Source organism: Pseudidiomarina sp. (genome assembly GCF_033722695.1).
In the GTDB taxonomy this organism is placed as follows: Bacteria; Pseudomonadota; Gammaproteobacteria; order Enterobacterales; family Alteromonadaceae; genus Pseudidiomarina.
On sequence record NZ_JAWVYM010000037.1, the window covers coordinates 1 to 15,793 of the forward strand.

General features: G+C 55.5%; 17 protein-coding genes. 7 read left to right on the forward strand and 10 right to left on the reverse strand.

Translation table 11 applies throughout. The features are described from left to right. A partial coding sequence (locus R3196_RS09910; protein ID WP_318936612.1) for an ABC transporter permease occupies positions 1–2,271 on the forward strand: 2,271 nt, incomplete at its 5' end. Here the strand turns inward: R3196_RS09910 and R3196_RS09915 are convergent. From R3196_RS09915 to R3196_RS09925, 3 genes are read right to left on the reverse strand one after another with little or no spacing between them, the layout of a single operon-like run. Then, complete coding sequence (locus R3196_RS09915; RefSeq protein WP_318936613.1) at positions 2,268–3,152, reverse strand: serine aminopeptidase domain-containing protein; 885 nt, start codon at positions 3,150–3,152, stop codon at positions 2,268–2,270. The two genes, R3196_RS09910 and R3196_RS09915, sit on opposite strands and share 4 nt — an antisense overlap. After that, complete coding sequence (locus R3196_RS09920) at positions 3,149–3,448, reverse strand: YciI family protein (protein ID WP_318936614.1); 300 nt, start codon at positions 3,446–3,448, stop codon at positions 3,149–3,151. The genes R3196_RS09915 and R3196_RS09920 overlap by 4 nt, the downstream gene beginning before the upstream one ends. Beyond that, positions 3,448–4,002, reverse strand: a complete 555-nt coding sequence (locus R3196_RS09925; RefSeq protein WP_318936615.1) for an inner membrane-spanning protein YciB — start codon at positions 4,000–4,002, stop codon at positions 3,448–3,450. The genes R3196_RS09920 and R3196_RS09925 overlap by 1 nt, the downstream gene beginning before the upstream one ends. A gap of 109 nt (positions 4,003–4,111) precedes the next feature. Here R3196_RS09925 and R3196_RS09930 point away from each other — a divergent pair, with 109 nt between their 5' ends. Next, positions 4,112–5,017: a TIGR01777 family oxidoreductase gene (locus R3196_RS09930; RefSeq protein WP_318936616.1), complete on the forward strand. Its 906-nt coding sequence runs from the start codon at positions 4,112–4,114 to the stop codon at positions 5,015–5,017. Here R3196_RS09930 and trpA read toward each other — a convergent pair. The 7 genes from trpA to smpB form a co-directional block, all read right to left on the reverse strand. Then, positions 4,989–5,798: a tryptophan synthase subunit alpha gene (trpA, locus tag R3196_RS09935; protein ID WP_318936617.1), complete on the reverse strand. Its 810-nt coding sequence runs from the start codon at positions 5,796–5,798 to the stop codon at positions 4,989–4,991. The two genes, R3196_RS09930 and trpA, sit on opposite strands and share 29 nt — an antisense overlap. Continuing rightward, positions 5,795–7,036 carry a tryptophan synthase subunit beta gene (gene trpB, locus R3196_RS09940; protein WP_318936618.1) on the reverse strand — a complete coding sequence of 414 codons (1,242 nt, stop codon included), beginning with the start codon at positions 7,034–7,036 and terminating at the stop codon, positions 5,795–5,797. Before trpB ends, trpA begins: the two co-directional genes overlap by 4 nt. Next, complete coding sequence (gene trpCF / locus R3196_RS09945; RefSeq protein ID WP_318936619.1) at positions 7,033–8,418, reverse strand: bifunctional indole-3-glycerol-phosphate synthase TrpC/phosphoribosylanthranilate isomerase TrpF; 1,386 nt, start codon at positions 8,416–8,418, stop codon at positions 7,033–7,035. The genes trpB and trpCF overlap by 4 nt, the downstream gene beginning before the upstream one ends. Further along, the gene (gene trpD, locus R3196_RS09950) at positions 8,411–9,415 is read right to left on the reverse strand and encodes an anthranilate phosphoribosyltransferase (protein ID WP_318936620.1); all 1,005 of its coding nucleotides are present in this window, start codon (positions 9,413–9,415) and stop codon (positions 8,411–8,413) included. Before trpD ends, trpCF begins: the two co-directional genes overlap by 8 nt. 2 nt (positions 9,416–9,417) lie before the next feature. Then, positions 9,418–10,017, reverse strand: coding sequence for an aminodeoxychorismate/anthranilate synthase component II (locus R3196_RS09955; RefSeq protein WP_318936621.1), 600 nt, complete (start codon positions 10,015–10,017; stop codon positions 9,418–9,420). Continuing rightward, complete coding sequence (locus R3196_RS09960) at positions 10,014–11,603, reverse strand: anthranilate synthase component 1 (protein ID WP_318936622.1); 1,590 nt, start codon at positions 11,601–11,603, stop codon at positions 10,014–10,016. Before R3196_RS09960 ends, R3196_RS09955 begins: the two co-directional genes overlap by 4 nt. 240 nt (positions 11,604–11,843) lie before the next feature. Then, on the reverse strand, positions 11,844–12,323 hold the full coding sequence (smpB, locus tag R3196_RS09965; protein ID WP_318936623.1) for an SsrA-binding protein SmpB: 480 nt from the start codon (positions 12,321–12,323) through the stop codon (positions 11,844–11,846). Between the two features lie 149 nt (positions 12,324–12,472). Between smpB and R3196_RS09970 the strand changes: the two genes are divergently transcribed. The 5 genes from R3196_RS09970 to aroC form a co-directional block, all read left to right on the forward strand. Next, entirely contained in the window at positions 12,473–12,910 is a 438-nt protein-coding gene (locus tag R3196_RS09970; protein ID WP_318936624.1) for a type II toxin-antitoxin system RatA family toxin, read from the forward strand. Positions 12,911–12,912: 2 nt separating this feature from the next. Beyond that, a complete protein-coding gene (locus R3196_RS09975) occupies positions 12,913–13,275 on the forward strand; it encodes an RnfH family protein (RefSeq protein WP_318936625.1) in 363 nt (120 codons plus the stop codon). Further along, complete coding sequence (gene sixA, locus R3196_RS09980) at positions 13,268–13,810, forward strand: phosphohistidine phosphatase SixA (RefSeq protein WP_318936626.1); 543 nt, start codon at positions 13,268–13,270, stop codon at positions 13,808–13,810. Before R3196_RS09975 ends, sixA begins: the two co-directional genes overlap by 8 nt. Beyond that, a complete protein-coding gene (prmB, locus tag R3196_RS09985) occupies positions 13,807–14,721 on the forward strand; it encodes a 50S ribosomal protein L3 N(5)-glutamine methyltransferase (protein ID WP_318936627.1) in 915 nt (304 codons plus the stop codon). Before sixA ends, prmB begins: the two co-directional genes overlap by 4 nt. Before the next feature lie 10 nt (positions 14,722–14,731). Further along, a partial coding sequence (gene aroC / locus R3196_RS09990; RefSeq protein ID WP_318936628.1) for a chorismate synthase occupies positions 14,732–15,793 on the forward strand: 1,062 nt, incomplete at its 3' end.

A 15,793-nucleotide genomic window follows, 5' to 3' on the forward strand; every position in this document is an offset into this window, starting at 1 on the left:
ACGGCCCGACGGGTGGTGTTCAATTCTATGGCCTTTGCTGCCGATGAGCTGGCGCTGGTTGATATCAAAGCGGTCAGCAGCGGCTACCCCTTACGTGGCACACTGAAAACCGCTGATGAGCCTTATGCTCAGGACCAGGTGACTGACGATCTGCCTGAGCCGGGTGAAGCCTGGGTGGCATCCGCGCTGTTTGAGGAACTGAGCCTGGCAGTGGGGGACACCATTGATATCGGTAACAGTCAGTTTCGGGTCAGCCGGGTACTCACTTATGAGCCCGATGTCGGTTTTTCTGTATTCACCGACAGCCCCAATGTCCTTATCCGCTATTCTGATCTGGAGGGAACAGGTCTGATTCAGCCCGGTTCTCGAGTGCGTTACCACGTGCTGTTTGCCGGCGCTGAAGAACAGCTGAGCGAATATGAAAACTGGTTACAGCCACAACTGAACGAGGACACTCATAACTGGCGCAGCATCGCCGATGGCGATACCCCGCTGGCGCGGAGCTTACAACGGGCCGAGCGCTTTATGATGCTGGCCAGTCTGCTGGGAGTGGTGCTGGCGGCCACAGCAGTGGCAGTGGCGGCACAACGTTACTGCCAGCGCAATTATGACGTGGTCGCGATTTTCAAGACTCTGGGTGCCGGCAAGCGCCAGATCCAACGTATTTTCATTCTGCACCTGTTATTGCTGACCGTTATCAGTATCACTATCGGTTTGCTGCTGGGTTGGTTTATTCAGGCGCAGGTGATCGACCTGGTGGCGGAACAGCTCGGCGCCAGTCTGCCGGAGGCTGGCTACAAGCCGTATCTGCTGGCTAGCGCGACGGGCTTTATCAGTGCCGTGATGTTTACCCTGTACCCTTTGCTGCGGCTGGTAGCAATTCCACCTTTACGGGTGCTCAATCGGGAGCTGACTGCCGCCAATGGTTTGCGCTGGTTACATTGGGTAGCCTGTGGCGGCACCATTTATGTCCTGCTACTGATTTACAGCCAGCAATGGCTGCTATCCACAGCACTGTTCGCCGGTGGCGCGCTGGCAGCGGCACTGTTGCTGGTTATTGGCCGGGTATTTATCGGTGCCAGTCGCCGCGCTGGTATGCAGGCCGGGAGTGCCTGGCGGCTGGCAATGGCTGGCTTGCAACGCCGGGCGCAGGCCAACAGCGTGCAAATGCTCAGCTTTTCGACCGCTATCATGCTGTTACTGCTGGTGCTGGCGTTACGCAGCGAATTACTGGAAGACTGGCAGCGCCAGTTACCCGACGATGCCCCCAACTACTTTGTGGTTAACGTGGCAGAAAGTGACGTCAAAGCCCTGGAACAACGCCTGGCTGAGCGCAACATCGAAGCCAACGACATGTATCCGGTGGTGCCAGGCCGCATGACCGCTGTCAACAGCGTGACCGTGGTCGACGAAGTCAGCAAAGAAGAAGAGGGGGGGGCTGACACCAAATCTGATGAGGTGCGTGAGGGCTTCGGCCGCGAACTGGCGCTGACCTGGCGTGACGAGTTACCACCGAACAATATCCTTATTGCCGGAGAATGGTGGGGCGATGATCCGCAGCCGCAGGTTTCTATTGAGCAAGGCGTAGCCGAACGGATGCGCCTGGAACTGGGTGATGTACTGAAGTTTAATATCGGCGGCAATGAGTTCGAAGTGCCGGTAACCAGCATTCGTGAAGTCAACTGGGCCAGTATCCAGCCAAACTTCTTTATGATCTTTAATACCGCCACGCTGGAAGACTTCCCGGCAACCTATATCTCCAGTTTCACTCTTGAACCTGAGCGCAAAAGCGAGCTCTATGAGCTGTTTAAGCCGTTTCCTCAGGTGAGTCTGATTGATCTCGATGCCCTGACCGAACAGCTTCGGGAAGTGATCAGTCAGGTCAGTCTGGCGATTGGTTTCGTACTGATCCTGGTGCTGATAGCCGGAGTGCTGGTATTACTGGCGCAGGTTCAGGCTTCGATGGAAGAACGCCAGCAGGAACTGGTGATACTGCGAACCCTTGGTGCGCCCGCCAAACTGCTCAGTCGCAGCGTCACCTATGAGTTTCTGATCCTGGGGGCGATCAGTGGGTTGATCGCCACCCTGGCGATGGAGTTAGCCCTGTTGATCCTGCAAACCCAGGTATTTGAAATGGGCGCCACGTTGCACTGGCGATTCTGGCTGGTCGGGCCGTTGGCCGGAGCACTGGTGGTTGGTATTATGGGGCGGCTTGCCTGCGGCCGGCTGGTGCGGCGCAATACCGCCCAGTTGATTCGTACCTTAGGCTAGTCGCAGGATCGGAGGTGTGGCCCGAACATTTGCGGCCATACCTCCGCGCAGGCCCGGCTGAAAACGCCGAAATGGCCAATGCGGTCCAGATCAAAATCCACGGGTTTTAACAGGATCCGCTGTTGCGGCGCACTGGTGTAGAAATCATGCAAATGATGGATATTGCGCTGGGTAAGCAGTTCGTCATCACTGAATGATAACGAGGTTATCGGGGTCGAGACTGCTGCAAACTTCGCCCGAGCCTCCTGCCCTTCAACGCCCACCAGATAATCCGGATTAAGGCACCAGCGGCGCCATTGCTGCATCGCGGGGCCGGGCAAATCGCCAATAATACCAAGCCGGTTACCGGGGAAATAACCGCACAGCGGCACCAGCCAAGGCACGATCAAATGCCATAGTACCCATGCCCGGGGACGTAACTGGCGGGTATTTTCACGCCAGAAGCCGGTGCCCGAGGCCACAGTAATCACGTGATCAATATGGTGGTGATTCGGAATAAGGCCGAACAGCTGACCGCCGACGCTGTGGGCGAACCAGGTGCGCCGGGCCTGCGGATGCTGGCGGTACACATAATCGATAACTGCCGGACAGTCATGGTAGGCCCAATCGGTCAGGTTGGTATTTACTTGCCGAAGCGGCTTGTCGCGGGATGCGCCAATACCAAAATAATCAAAACTGTAGACCTCAAAACCCTGACTGGCGAGCCAGTTACAGAACCTGTGGTAATAAGTCTGCGGCACGGCCATGGCAGGAGCCATTATGATTACTTCTCGCGAGCCTGCTGCAGCGGTATTATCCGGTGAGAAACGGGTCAGCGCTAACTGGCGCTCAGACGTTGCGGCAACGCTTATGCTCTGCTCAGATACTGACTGCTGGCTCATGGCAAAGCTTTTATGAACGGCTTAACAGTTACCTGTTGATAGACGCCGGCGGCAATGTAGGGGTCGGCGTCAGCCCACTGTTGCGCGTCGCTCAGAGTGGCGAATTCGGCGATAATCAGTGAGCCGGTAAAGCCGGCCGGACCGGGATCTGCACTGGCAATAGCGGGGCAGGGACCAGCAACTAAAAGCCGGCCTTCTGCTTTTAACTGTTGCAGGCGAGCAAGATGGTCCGGGCGGGTGGCTTTGCGGGCAGCCAACGAGTCGGGGACATCTTCACCCCAGATTGCGAACCACATTACTCAATTTCCTCACTATCTTTTTCAATATCGGTGTGATGACGGAACATATAGGCGCCGGTAAGTACCGTAAACACAATAGTCGCCGCCAGGGTACCGAACACTTTAAAGTTCACCCACACATCAAGACTCATATACTCAGCGATGTATAAATTCACCACAGCCAGGGTCAGGGTGAATATCACCCAGGCATAGGTCAAGCGGCGCCAGGCGAAGGCGGGCAGCTTGATCTCATGGCCGAGCAAACTTTGCAAGGGGCTTTGCTTACGCCACCACAGGCCAATCAGTAACAGCAGGGCTATTGCCAGGTAAATAATGGTGACTTTGATCTTAATGAACCATTCATCACGTAACAGTAAGGTGATAGCGCCAAACACCAGCACCACGCCAAGAATGATCCAATGCCGCGGAGTAATGACCTCGCGCATAAACTTCAAACCCAGGATCTGCAGCACGGTACCGATCATTAATACACCGGTAGCGATAAAAATGTCGCCGATTAAATAGAATATAAAAAATAGCGCTATAGGCAGATATTCAAGGATTAACAGCATGGTTCGTTCCGTGATCAGAAAGTCATTAAAGTGTGCCAGAAAAAGTTGTCCTGTACCAGCGACACTGACTACACTAGCTTAACGACAAAGCCTACTTGAGGAGATAACTATGAAGCTGCTGTTAACAGGTGGAACCGGCCTAATTGGCAGTGCCCTGATCGCTGCATTATGGGAGCGTTATCAAATCACCATTACCACCCGTAACCCCAAAAAGGCCATTCGCCGCTTCGGGAAAAAGGTGCATGCGGTACGGGGGCTGGAAGAAATTCAGGACATCAGTGAGTTTTACGCAGTGATCAATCTGCAGGGCGAGGATATCTTCGCTAAACGCTGGACCACGAAACAAAAGCAGGAAATTGAACAGAGTCGCTGGACCATAACCCGCCAGCTGACCGAACGGATTAACGCATCCAGCCAACCGCCGCAGGTCTTCATCAGTGGTTCCGCTGTGGGCTACTATGGGCCTCAGGATGATGAACCCGTAACTGAGCATACCGTGGTAGAGGCCGATGATTTTGCCCACCATCTTTGCGCCGAATGGGAGCGCCTCGCTCTGGCCGCCCAGTCTGAGCGGACCCGGGTTTGTGTGGTGCGTACCGGTATTGTGGTAGCGGAAAAGGATAGCGCGCTGCAGCAGATGCTGCCACCGTACCTGCTCGGCCTGGGTGGACCGTTAGGGAGCGGCGAGCAAGGTTTTTCCTGGATTCATCTGGATGACATCGCCGGCATTATCGAGTTTTTACTGGAACAGGAAGAATGCCGCGGCATTTACAACGGCACCGCGCCGAACCCGGTCAAACAGAAAAAGTTCAGTGCCTGCGTGGCGAAAGTGCTGCGCAAGTCGCATTTTATGCGGGTACCGGCCTGGGTGCTGAAACTGGTGCTGGGCGAGCGTTCTATGATGCTGCTTGAGGGGCAGCTGGTGTTACCCGAGCGGACCCAGCAAGCAGGTTATGAGTACAAGTACCCAAAGGTCGAAGAGGCACTCAGGGCTTGTTTGTTGCCTTCTTCATAACACGCACGAAGCTTTCCAGTTCGGCTGTCATGGTATCCACGTCGCCGAGATGCTGCTCAATGATACGAACCACCGCTGAACCACTGATGGCTCCGGCGGCTCCCGCCGCCAGCGCTGCCTGCACATGGTCCGGGGTGGCAATGCCAAACCCGAGCAACGGCGGTGCGCTGCCCGCTTCGCGCAAGGTATTAATGATTGCGCTCGCCGGCGCTACCATCTGCTGCTCGGCACCGGTCACACCCGCCCGACTCAACAAATAGACATAACCTTTACTGTGCTCAGCCACCTGCTGCAGACGGTCGTTGCTGGCATCCGGCGGCGCGATATATATGGGCTCAATGCCATGGCGCTGAGCAGTTTCGCTGTACGACAGACTCTCGCGTAGCGGGACATCAGCGATCAGCACTGAATCAACGCCGGCATCGGCACAGCGCTTATAAAAGGTATCGACATCGGGACAGGAAACCAGATTGGCATAAACCAGCAGGCCGATGGGCAGTTCCGGATTTTCATCGCGGATAGTGCGCACCAGCTTCAGACAGTCGGCGGTCCGCACACCAGCGGCAAGCGCGCGCAGGCTGGCTTTCTGAATGGTCGGCCCGTCGGCGACGGGATCAGAAAACGGCAGCCCGAGTTCCAGGGCATCGGCACCGCCGGCGATCAGCGCCCGCAGTATTGCCAGACTGGTTTCGGGATCCGGGTCGCCCAGCGTCACAAAAGGCACGAAGGCGCCTTGTCCGCGCTCATCTAAGCGGGCAAACAGCTTCTGATAACGGCTCATGGCTGGTTCTCCTGCTGTTGTGAGTCAGACTGTGCTTTAGCTTGTGCGGCAAAAATCTTCCGGACGTGGTCGATGTCTTTGTCGCCGCGGCCCGACAAATTAACCAGCAGGACTTCAGGCGCATCGGGCTCTGCAGCGCGACGTAAGGCATAGGCCAGGGCATGGGCGGATTCAAGCGCCGGAATAATACCTTCTTTCTCGGCTAGTAATTTAAAGGCGTCCAGCGCTTCGTCATCGGTTACCGATTCATAGCGGGCGCGGCCAATGCTCTTCAGGTAGGCGTGCTGAGGTCCAACGCCGGGGTAATCAAGCCCCGCTGAGACCGAGTAGCTTTCTTCGATCTGGCCCTCGTCGGTTTGCATCAGAAACGATTTACAACCGTGCAGGATGCCGGGTTTGCCAGCGGCCAGGGTGGCACCATGCTCGTGGGTATGCAGACCGTGACCAGCAGGTTCAACCCCCACCAGCGCCACATCGGTTTCATCAATAAATTCAGCAAACATGCCGATGGCATTAGACCCCCCCCCAACACAGGCAATGACTTCATCAGGCAGGCGGCCAGCGCGTTCAATGATCTGCGCTTTGGCTTCCGCGCCGATCATGCGGTGAAACTCACGGACTATGGTTGGGAACGGATGCGGGCCAGCGGCGGTGCCGAGCAGGTAGTGGGTGGTATCGTAACTGGCAGTCCAGTCGCGCAATGCCTCGTTTACGGCATCTTTCAGGGTCCCGCTGCCGGTATCAACAGGCACCACTTTGGCACCCATCAGCTCCATCCGGAACACATTGGGCTGCTGGCGTTCTACGTCCTTGGCCCCCATATAAATGGTGCAGTCGAGATCCAGCAGTGCGCAGGCCAGGGCGGTCGCGGTACCGTGTTGACCGGCACCGGTTTCGGCAATAATGCGGCGCTTGCTCATACGTTTGGCTAGTAGTGCCTGCCCCAGCACCTGGTTGGTTTTATGTGCGCCACCGTGCAATAAATCTTCGCGCTTCAGGTAGATTTTGGTACCGCGCGGCGAATCGATTGGCAGATTCTGGCATAAGGATAACGGAGTTGGCCGGCCCAGATAATTTTTCAGCAAATCCGCGAAGGTTTTCTGAAATTCAGGATCCTGCTGGGCGTCGATAAATGCCTGCTCGAGCTGGTCGAGGGCTGGTAGCAGAATTTCCGGTACAAATTGCCCGCCAAATTCGCCGAAATAGGCCGGGTACTGCTTATTCTGTGACTGTGTCATAGGGTATTCCGTCCGTATTGTCGTAACTGATGAAATAATTCGATAATTAAGCCGGCGTCTTTGCCGCCCGGCTGGTACTCGACACCTGAATTAAAGTCCAGGCGATTAATGCCGGTGGCCAGCGCAGCTGCTGCGTTATCGGCGCTCAGGCCGCCGGCAAGTATGCATTGGTTCCGTTGCTGGTCGGTTAAGCTGGCCAGCAAGGTCCAGTCAAAGGTCTGGCCGCTGCCGCCGTAGCGGTTGTCGAGTAAGAAGGCTTCGACTTCGAGCGGGGGCAACAACAGCGGCTCATCAACGCCGATGGCCTTCCAGATTACGCAACCGGCGGGCAATGACTTACGCAGTTCATTCACGTAATCAATATCTTCGTGGCCATGTAATTGTATCGCAGCAAGGCCCAGCTGATGGGAATAGTCGATGACCTGTTGTACCGGCTGGTCAGCAAACACGCCAACAAAGCTGAGATCCGGCTCGGCCTGACAAATACGCCGGGCCGCTTCAAGGTCAATAAAGCGTGGTGAGCGCTCGACGAATATAAGGCCGCCAAAGGCAGCACCGGCAGCACGAACCACCATGGCATCGGCCGGGTCAGTCAGGCCACATACTTTGTGCTGGCCGTAAATCAGTTCCCGGCAGGCCTGGTCGATATTGGGCTGGGCTGATAATGCACTACCAATCAAAAAGCCATCAACATAAGGTGCGCTGGCGCGGACCTGGCGGTGGCTGGTATAGCCGGATTCGGCGACCAGCAGGGTACCTTCGGGTGCCTGTGCGCTTAACTCAATACTACGGTTATTATCGATGCTGAGATCATGCAAGTTGCGATTATTGATACCGATTATTTTAGCCTGCAACCGTTCCGCGCGTTCCATTTCATCCGGGGTGGACACTTCGGTGAGCACATCCAGATTGAACTCAGCAGCAAGGTCGGCCAGGCTCCGGTACTGATCATCGTCAAGCACCGACAGCATCAGCAGAATCGCGTCAGCACCGAAGTGACGGGTTAGCAACACCTGTAAGGGTTCAACAATGAAATCTTTGCAGAGCACCGGGATGTCGACGGCGGCGCTGACTGCTGCCAGGTAACGGAAATCACCCTGAAAATAGTCCGGCTCGGTCAGTACAGAAATAGCGTCGGCGTAGCGGGCATAGCTGCGTGCCATAGTGACCGGATGAAAATCTCCCCGGATGAGTCCTTTCGATGGTGAGGCTTTTTTGCATTCCAGAATAAAGCTACTGCGCGGCTTCGCCAGTGCATCAGCCAGACTGCGCTGACTGGGAGCCAGCCGTGACCGCAGTTCGTCAGCATCGTAGCGGCTTGCCAGCTGCTGTATGGCCTGGCGTCGATGGGTGACGATTTGCTGAAGTATGGTCTCAGCCATGGTTGAACTCCTGTAACTGCCGTAAATGATCCAATGCCTTGCCGCTACTCAAATGTTCCAGTACCGCATGGGTGGCTTTATCAAGCTGCTGGTATTCGCCGGCCAGATAAAGTAAGCCCGCCACACTGATAGCGATAGCATGCTGGTGCGCGTCGCTGGCGGTACCTGCGAGCGCTTGTTCGAGCAAGGTGGCATTGCGATCGGCGTCACCACCGGCCAGTTCACTGACAGGAGCTGATGGTACCCCAAAATCGGCCGGCGTTAACTGATATTCTGTTAATTCACCGTCACGTAATTCAACCACCTGGGTGCTGCCGTGTAAGGCAATTTCATCAATGCCGCTCCCATGGACCACCATGGCGCGCTGACAGCCCAGCAAATGCAGGGTTTCGGCCATCGGCCGGCACCAACTGGCGTCATATACGCCTAACTGTTGCACATCAGGCTGGGCCGGATTCACCAGCGGACCGAGCAGGTTGAACAGGGTGCGGGTTTTCAGGGTCTGGCGTACCGGCATGGCATAGCGAATACCCGGGTGATAATGCGGTGCGAACAAAAAGCAGAAATTATAAAGATCCAGTTGCTCAGCGGCCACGTCCGGGTCTTGCGTAACAGACAGGCCGAGGCTTTCGAGTACATCGGCTGATCCTGAGCGTGATGATACGCTGCGATTACCATGCTTGGCCACAGTCAGGCCCATACTGGCGGCGACCAGCGCTGCGGTGGTCGAAATATTAATGGTGTTACTGCTGTCGCCGCCGGTGCCACAGCTGTCTACTACCAGCCGCTGCGGGCGCTGAAAGGGTTTTGCCGCACGGCGCAGGGCCTGGGCCGCACCGGCCATTTCCGCTGGTTGCTCGCCACGCATTTTCATCGCGATTAGGGCGGCGGTGATCTGGATCTCGTTCAGCTCGCCTTTCACCAGGCGCTCAAACAGGCGCTGACTGTCGGGCATGGTTAATGCGTTGCCGTTAAGTAACTCTTTGATAACTTGCATGACTACTGCTCCTGAGAAAATAGATAGCTGACGCTTTGTGCCAGCAGCTGGCTGCCATGGCTGGTCAGAATGGATTCAGGGTGAAACTGAAAGCCCAGTGCCTGGTAATCACTGAAAGCGGCAGCCATAGGGATATCGCCGTAGCTGGCGATCACCTCAACAGCCGCCGGCAGGTCAAAACCTGACAGCGAATGATAACGGGCTACGGTCAGCGGGTTGGGCAAGCCGCTAAAAATAGGATGGCTGGTATGATTAACCTGTGCTTTTTTACCGTGGATGGTTTCACCACAGCGATCCACGCGGCCACCGCTGGCCTGAATCAGCGCCTGAAAGCCAAGGCAAATACCGAGCATGGGGTAGCGACCGCGGGCGCCTTCGATAACCTCCAGCAAATTACCGGAACTGGCCGGGTGGCCGGGGCCGGGCGACAGGCAAAGCAACTGCCGGCCCTGATAATCCGCCATCAGCTGCAGTAGCTTAGCTGGCGCAATATGGTTGCGATAAACCACTAACGGATAGCCAAGCTGCCGTAGTTCATCGACCAGGTTGTAAGTAAAGGAATCAAAATTATCCAGCAGCACAATACGATCAGGATGATTCATGACGCGGCCTCCGTGCTTCGCTGCGCATCTTGTATGGCTTTAATAACAGCCCGTGCCTTGCTTTCGGTTTCGGCCACTTCGGCTGCTGGTATGGAGTCATGGACCACCCCGGCACCGGCCTGCACCACGGCGCGGCCATTGCGGACAAAGGCCGAGCGGATGACAATGCAACTGTCCATATCGCCATTACCTGATAAATAGCCGACGGCGCCGCCGTAGCTGCCGCGGCGCTGCTGTTCAACCTGGCGGATTAAAGTGGCGGCACTGACTTTCGGCGCGCCCACTAAGGTACCCATATTCATACAGGCGCGGTAGGCATGCAGCGCATCCAGATCGTCGGCCAGTTGCGCAACCACCCGCGATACCAGATGCATAACATGGGAATAGCGGTCCACCTGTAACAGGTCGGCCACATAGCGGGTTCCCGCCCGGGCGATGCGCGACAAATCGTTACGCGCCAGATCCACCAGCATCATATGTTCAGCCAGTTCTTTCTGATCAAGCCGCAGTTCCAGCTCCAGCCGGCTATCGAGGTCGGGATGATAGTTGCCGTCAGCGTCTTTGCCGCGCGGCCGGGTGCCAGCGATAGGGTAGAGCTCAACCTGATTGGTCGCGGCCGTGTACTTCAGTGCTGACTCAGGTGAGGCACCAAACAACTCGAAAGAATCAGTGCGCATGAAAAACATGTAAGGCGAGGGGTTGGCAACTTTTAGTCGCTGGTAAGCGGCCAGCGCGTCGTTGCAGTTCAGCTCAAAGCGTCGTGACGGCACCACCTGAAAAATATCACCGGCGAGAATATGCTGCTGCAGCTCGGTCACTATAGTCGCAAAGTCGGACGCAGTGGGCGTGGCTGTGACTTCGGTGTCAAACTCAGCGGAGGGCGCGGAGGCAGGCTCCAGCCGGCATGGCAACTGACACTGGGCAACAATCCGGCCCACCTGGTCAGCAATGTAAGGGTAAAAATCAGCGCTATCGGGACCGCTGAATAAATTCGCAAGTAACTCCGTAGTCTGCTGCTGGTGATCGATAATAATCAGGGTTTCGGCCAGGTAAAAATGGTAGTCCGGGCAGCAATTCACCCCTTCGGCTACGTCTGGCAACTGTTCGAATGAGGCGATGTAATCGTAGCCAAATACCCCACCCAGAAAAATTCCCAGGGGGTGTGGCTGAGTTTGCTGCAATTGCTGTTGAATGATGCGTAGCGGCTCAATATTACTGGTTGCCCGCAGCCGGCTGTCTTCATCGGCATCGGTATCGGGGCGCTCGAAAACACAGGTCAGCTTGTTAACCTCCCGGGTCAGCTCAGCATGCGCAGCGAGTTGTTCGGCCAGCCATGGCAGTAATTGCTCGCCGTTGTTGGTCAGGGCGGTAATGTCAACGGTCTGATCGTTACAGACAATTTGTAAGGCGGCATCGACCATCAACAGACTTTTCAGGTTTTCACGCGAGTTAATTTCCGCCGAGTCCAGCAGCAGATTATGTGCATGGTGTTGGCACAGGCGCCGGTACAGCGCGAGTGGATCCGACTGATACGGTAAGGTTATCTGTAAGCTGGTGATGTAACCGGGATGTTCAATAATGTCCACGTTGTTCCCACTCTTGTATAAAATTCAAATAGCCTGAAAAAACCAATAAAAAAACCCGCTCGGAAGCGGGTTTTTCTGAATCCAAAACGTGACAAGCACGCACAGAAGCATCACCCGCTAGGTCGGGATATGCCACCACCAGTTCAAGGCTTTGTGCGCTGCTAAAATAGTCATCACCACTAGATTCCAGTTAAGTTGTCTAATTCAATAGCGCTAAGTTAGCGCCAATTCTTTTGGCTGTCAACGGACATCGTGCTTTAAAATTCGTGATTTCTGGCGTTCCCAGTCGCGCTGTTTGACGGTGTCGCGCTTGTCGTGGGACTTTTTACCTTTTGCCAGGTAAATTTCCAGTTTCACCAGATGGCGCTTCCAGTACATTGCGGTGGCGACTATAGAGTAACCTTCACGTTCACTGGCACCGATGAGTTTATCGAGCTCGCGTTGCTTCAGTAACAGTTTACGGCTGCGCTCGGGGTCACACACCACATGGGAGGAGGCCGCCAGCAACGGCTGAATCTGCGCACCCAGCAGATAGGCTTCACCATTACGAATGATCACGTAGGTATCGCTGATATTCACTTTACCAGCGCGGATACTTTTAACTTCCCAGCCTTGCAGGGCGATGCCGGCCTCAAATTTGTCCTCGAGGAAATACTCATGGCGCGCTTTTTTGTTCAGCGCGATGGTGCCGGAATTTGCTTTAGATTTTGATTTTGTCATGGCGCGTATTATACCGATGCCGCATTAAAATAAAATTTGTTTCTGCGCTTCTTTAAACAGCTCCCTAAACCGTTGCAGAAGGATGATTCATCGCAGAAATTGCGCTATCATTCGGAGGTTTTATATGCAACCGGATGGCGAGGACGGACATGCCGACAATTGAGCGAAGCGCTCTGGTACCTTACAGTGACGCGCAGATGTATGCGCTGGTTAATGATATAGAAAAATATCCTGAGTTTGTCCCGGGCTGCCGGCATGCCGAGGTGCTGGAGTCGACTCCGACCAGCAAGGTCGCGCGTCTGGAAGTCAGTAAAGCCGGTATTGGTAAGTCGTTTACCACCCGGAATTTCCTGCAACCGCCTAATCATATCGGGATGGAACTGGTAGACGGGCCGTTTCGCTATTTGCGTGGTGGCTGGCATTTTGAACGGCTGGACGAAGAGTCTTGCAAAATCATCCTGCGCTTAGATTTTGAGTTTTCCAATCGCCTGCTGGGAATGGCCTTCGGCCGCATTTTTAATGAAATGCAGGGCCGGATGGTAGATGCCTTTGTTAGTCGTGCCAAAATAGTTTACGGAATAGCCTGATAATGGCCAATGATAAAATTCAGATTGAGGTGGCTTACGCGACCCCGCATCGCCAGCTTATTATTCCTCTGCGGGTTACTGCCGGCACGCCGGTTTCTGAATGCATCTCGCTGTCAGAGATCAGTCGCTATTTTCCGGAAATTGATTTAGCCAACCAGAAAGTCGGAATCTGGAGCAAAACGGTGAAGCTTGAGCATGAGCCGCGCGAAGGTGACCGTATTGAAATTTACCGGCCGTTGATTGCCGATCCCAAGGCCAGTCGGCGGCGGCGTGCTGAGCGCGCTGTTGATGATGGCCGTGCCGATCCGGTCACCGGCGGACGCCGGCGCCGGGATAAAACCGCTGAACAGCCGGAAGATGAGTAAACGAGTGACTATTATTCTTTATATTATGCGTCACGGCGATGCGGAGCCGGCACAAGCCCTGAGTGCGGATGCTATCCGGCCTCTCAGTGATGAAGGTGAAGCGGAAGTTGTACGCAGCACCGAATGGCTGGCCCAGGAACTCAGCGCCGCGGATGCCCCGGGCCTTGACTTACTGATCTGCAGCCCTTATGTGCGGGCGCGGCAAACCGCCGCCATTGTCGAGAGCAAGATCAATGTCGACCGGCAACTGCAGAATAACGATGTAACCCCCGACGGCAATCCGGCGGTTTTTGCTGATTGGTTGTGTACGCAGCTTCCCCAGCAAGGGGAGTCGATTCAGCGGGTTGCGGTGGTTTCGCACATGCCCTTTGTCAGTTATCTGGTGGCGGAACTGGATCCGGCCAGCCAGCCGGTGCTGTTTCAGACCGCTGGCATCGCCGAAATGACATTCGACTGCGTTAATGCGCGCGGACGCTTTCAACGTATGGCAGGCACCGAGCCTGACTGGAGAGAACTGACTGGAGATAGCAAGTGACATCATCTTTAATTCCGGCTAGTGAACAACTGGTCAGTATTCGCGATATGCTGCGTTGGGCAGTAACGCAGATGCAGGCAGCCGATATCTATTTCGGACACGGTACCGACAATAGTTACAGCGAAGCACAGGTATTGCTGGCAGCGGTGCTGCATCTTAATTTCAGTCAGTTAGAGCAGTTTGCTGACGCGCGCTTAACCCAGGACGAGCGCACCGCTTTTGCAGAATTGCTGGAGCAGCGCATCGAGCAACGGATTCCGGCGGCCTATCTGGTCGGCCAGGCCTGGTTTGCCGGCTTGCCGTTCCTGGTCGATGAGCGCGTGCTGGTGCCCCGTTCGCCCATCGCGGAACTGATTGCGCGCCGGTTTACTCCCTGGCTCAAACAAGCTCCCACCCGCATTCTGGATTTGTGTACCGGCAGTGGATGTATCGCAATCGCCTGTGCCTATGCATTTCCTGAGGCAGAAGTTGATGCGCTTGATCTCTCGGTCGACGCGCTGAGTGTGGCTGAGGAGAATATTGCCTATCACCAGATGGAAGAGCGCGTTATCCCGATAGAATCGGATTTATATCAGGCTATTCCGGGTCAGCGTTATGATTTAATTGTAACCAATCCGCCTTATGTCGACGCCGAAGATATGGCAGATTTACCTGCCGAATTCTCGCATGAGCCGGAACTTGGTTTAGCGGCCGGTACCGATGGCCTGGATCTGGTGCGCACTATTATGCGTGAAGCGCCGGAGCATCTGACGGACGATGGCATACTGATTTGCGAAGTGGGTAATTCAATGCTGGCGTTAATTGCCGAATACCCGCATGTTCCCTTTACCTGGATTGAGTTTGAACACGGTGGTGAAGGGGTATTTATGCTGAGCAAAGAAGATCTGGTGCGTTTTCAGCACGAATTTTAAGGAGTAGGGCATGGCCGGTAATAGTTTTGGTGAATTGTTCCGGGTAACCAGCTTTGGCGAAAGCCACGGGCCGGCTCTGGGGGCTATCGTTGATGGCTGCCCGCCGGGATTGCCCTTGTCAGAGGCAGATATCCAGCACCACCTGGATCGTCGCCGACCCGGCCAGAGCCGCTTCACTACTGCGCGACGTGAAGCTGATCAGGTGCGTATTCTGTCCGGCGTATTCGAAGGCGTGACCACGGGCACCCCAATCGGCCTGTTGATTGAAAATACCGACCAGCGCAGTCAGGACTATTCGGGCATCAAAGATCTGTTCCGGCCCGGCCACGCTGACTACACCTACGCGCACAAATATGGCATTCGCGATTACCGCGGGGGCGGACGTGCTTCAGCCCGCGAAACTGCGCTGCGGGTTGCCGCTGGCGCTATTGCGCAGATGTACTTAGAAGCCACCGCAGGCATTCGTTTTCGTGCTGGTGTGGTTCAGATTGGCCCCCATTCTACCGCACCTGACGCGCCGGATTTTAACTGGGGGGAAGTTGATAATAATTTATTCTTCTGTCCTGATCCGGCGATGGCAGAAAACTGTGACCAGTATCTGCGTGATCTGATTAAAGCAGGTGACTCAGTGGGCGCACGGGTTCGGCTGGAGGTTCACGGCGTACCTGTAGGTTTGGGCGAACCGGTATTTGATCGCCTGGAAGCGGATTTGGCCAAAGCGTTAATGAGCATTAACGCGGTAAAAGCCGTGTCCGTCGGAGACGGTTTTGCCGTGGCCGGCCAGCTCGGTAGTGAGCACCGCGATGCCCTGACGCCCGATGGTTTCAGCAGCAACCATGCTGGCGGTGTGCTGGGCGGAATCAGCACGGGCCAGCCACTGGTCGCGGAACTGGCATTTAAACCGACCTCCAGCATTACCCAGCCCGGCAAAACCATTAATACCAGCGGTGAACCGGCGGAAATCGTAACCCGTGGCCGGCACGATCCCTGCGTAGGTATCCGCGGGGTTCCGGTTGCCGAAGCGATGGCGGCGTTGGTGGTGATGGATCATCTGTTACGGCACCGCGCGCAA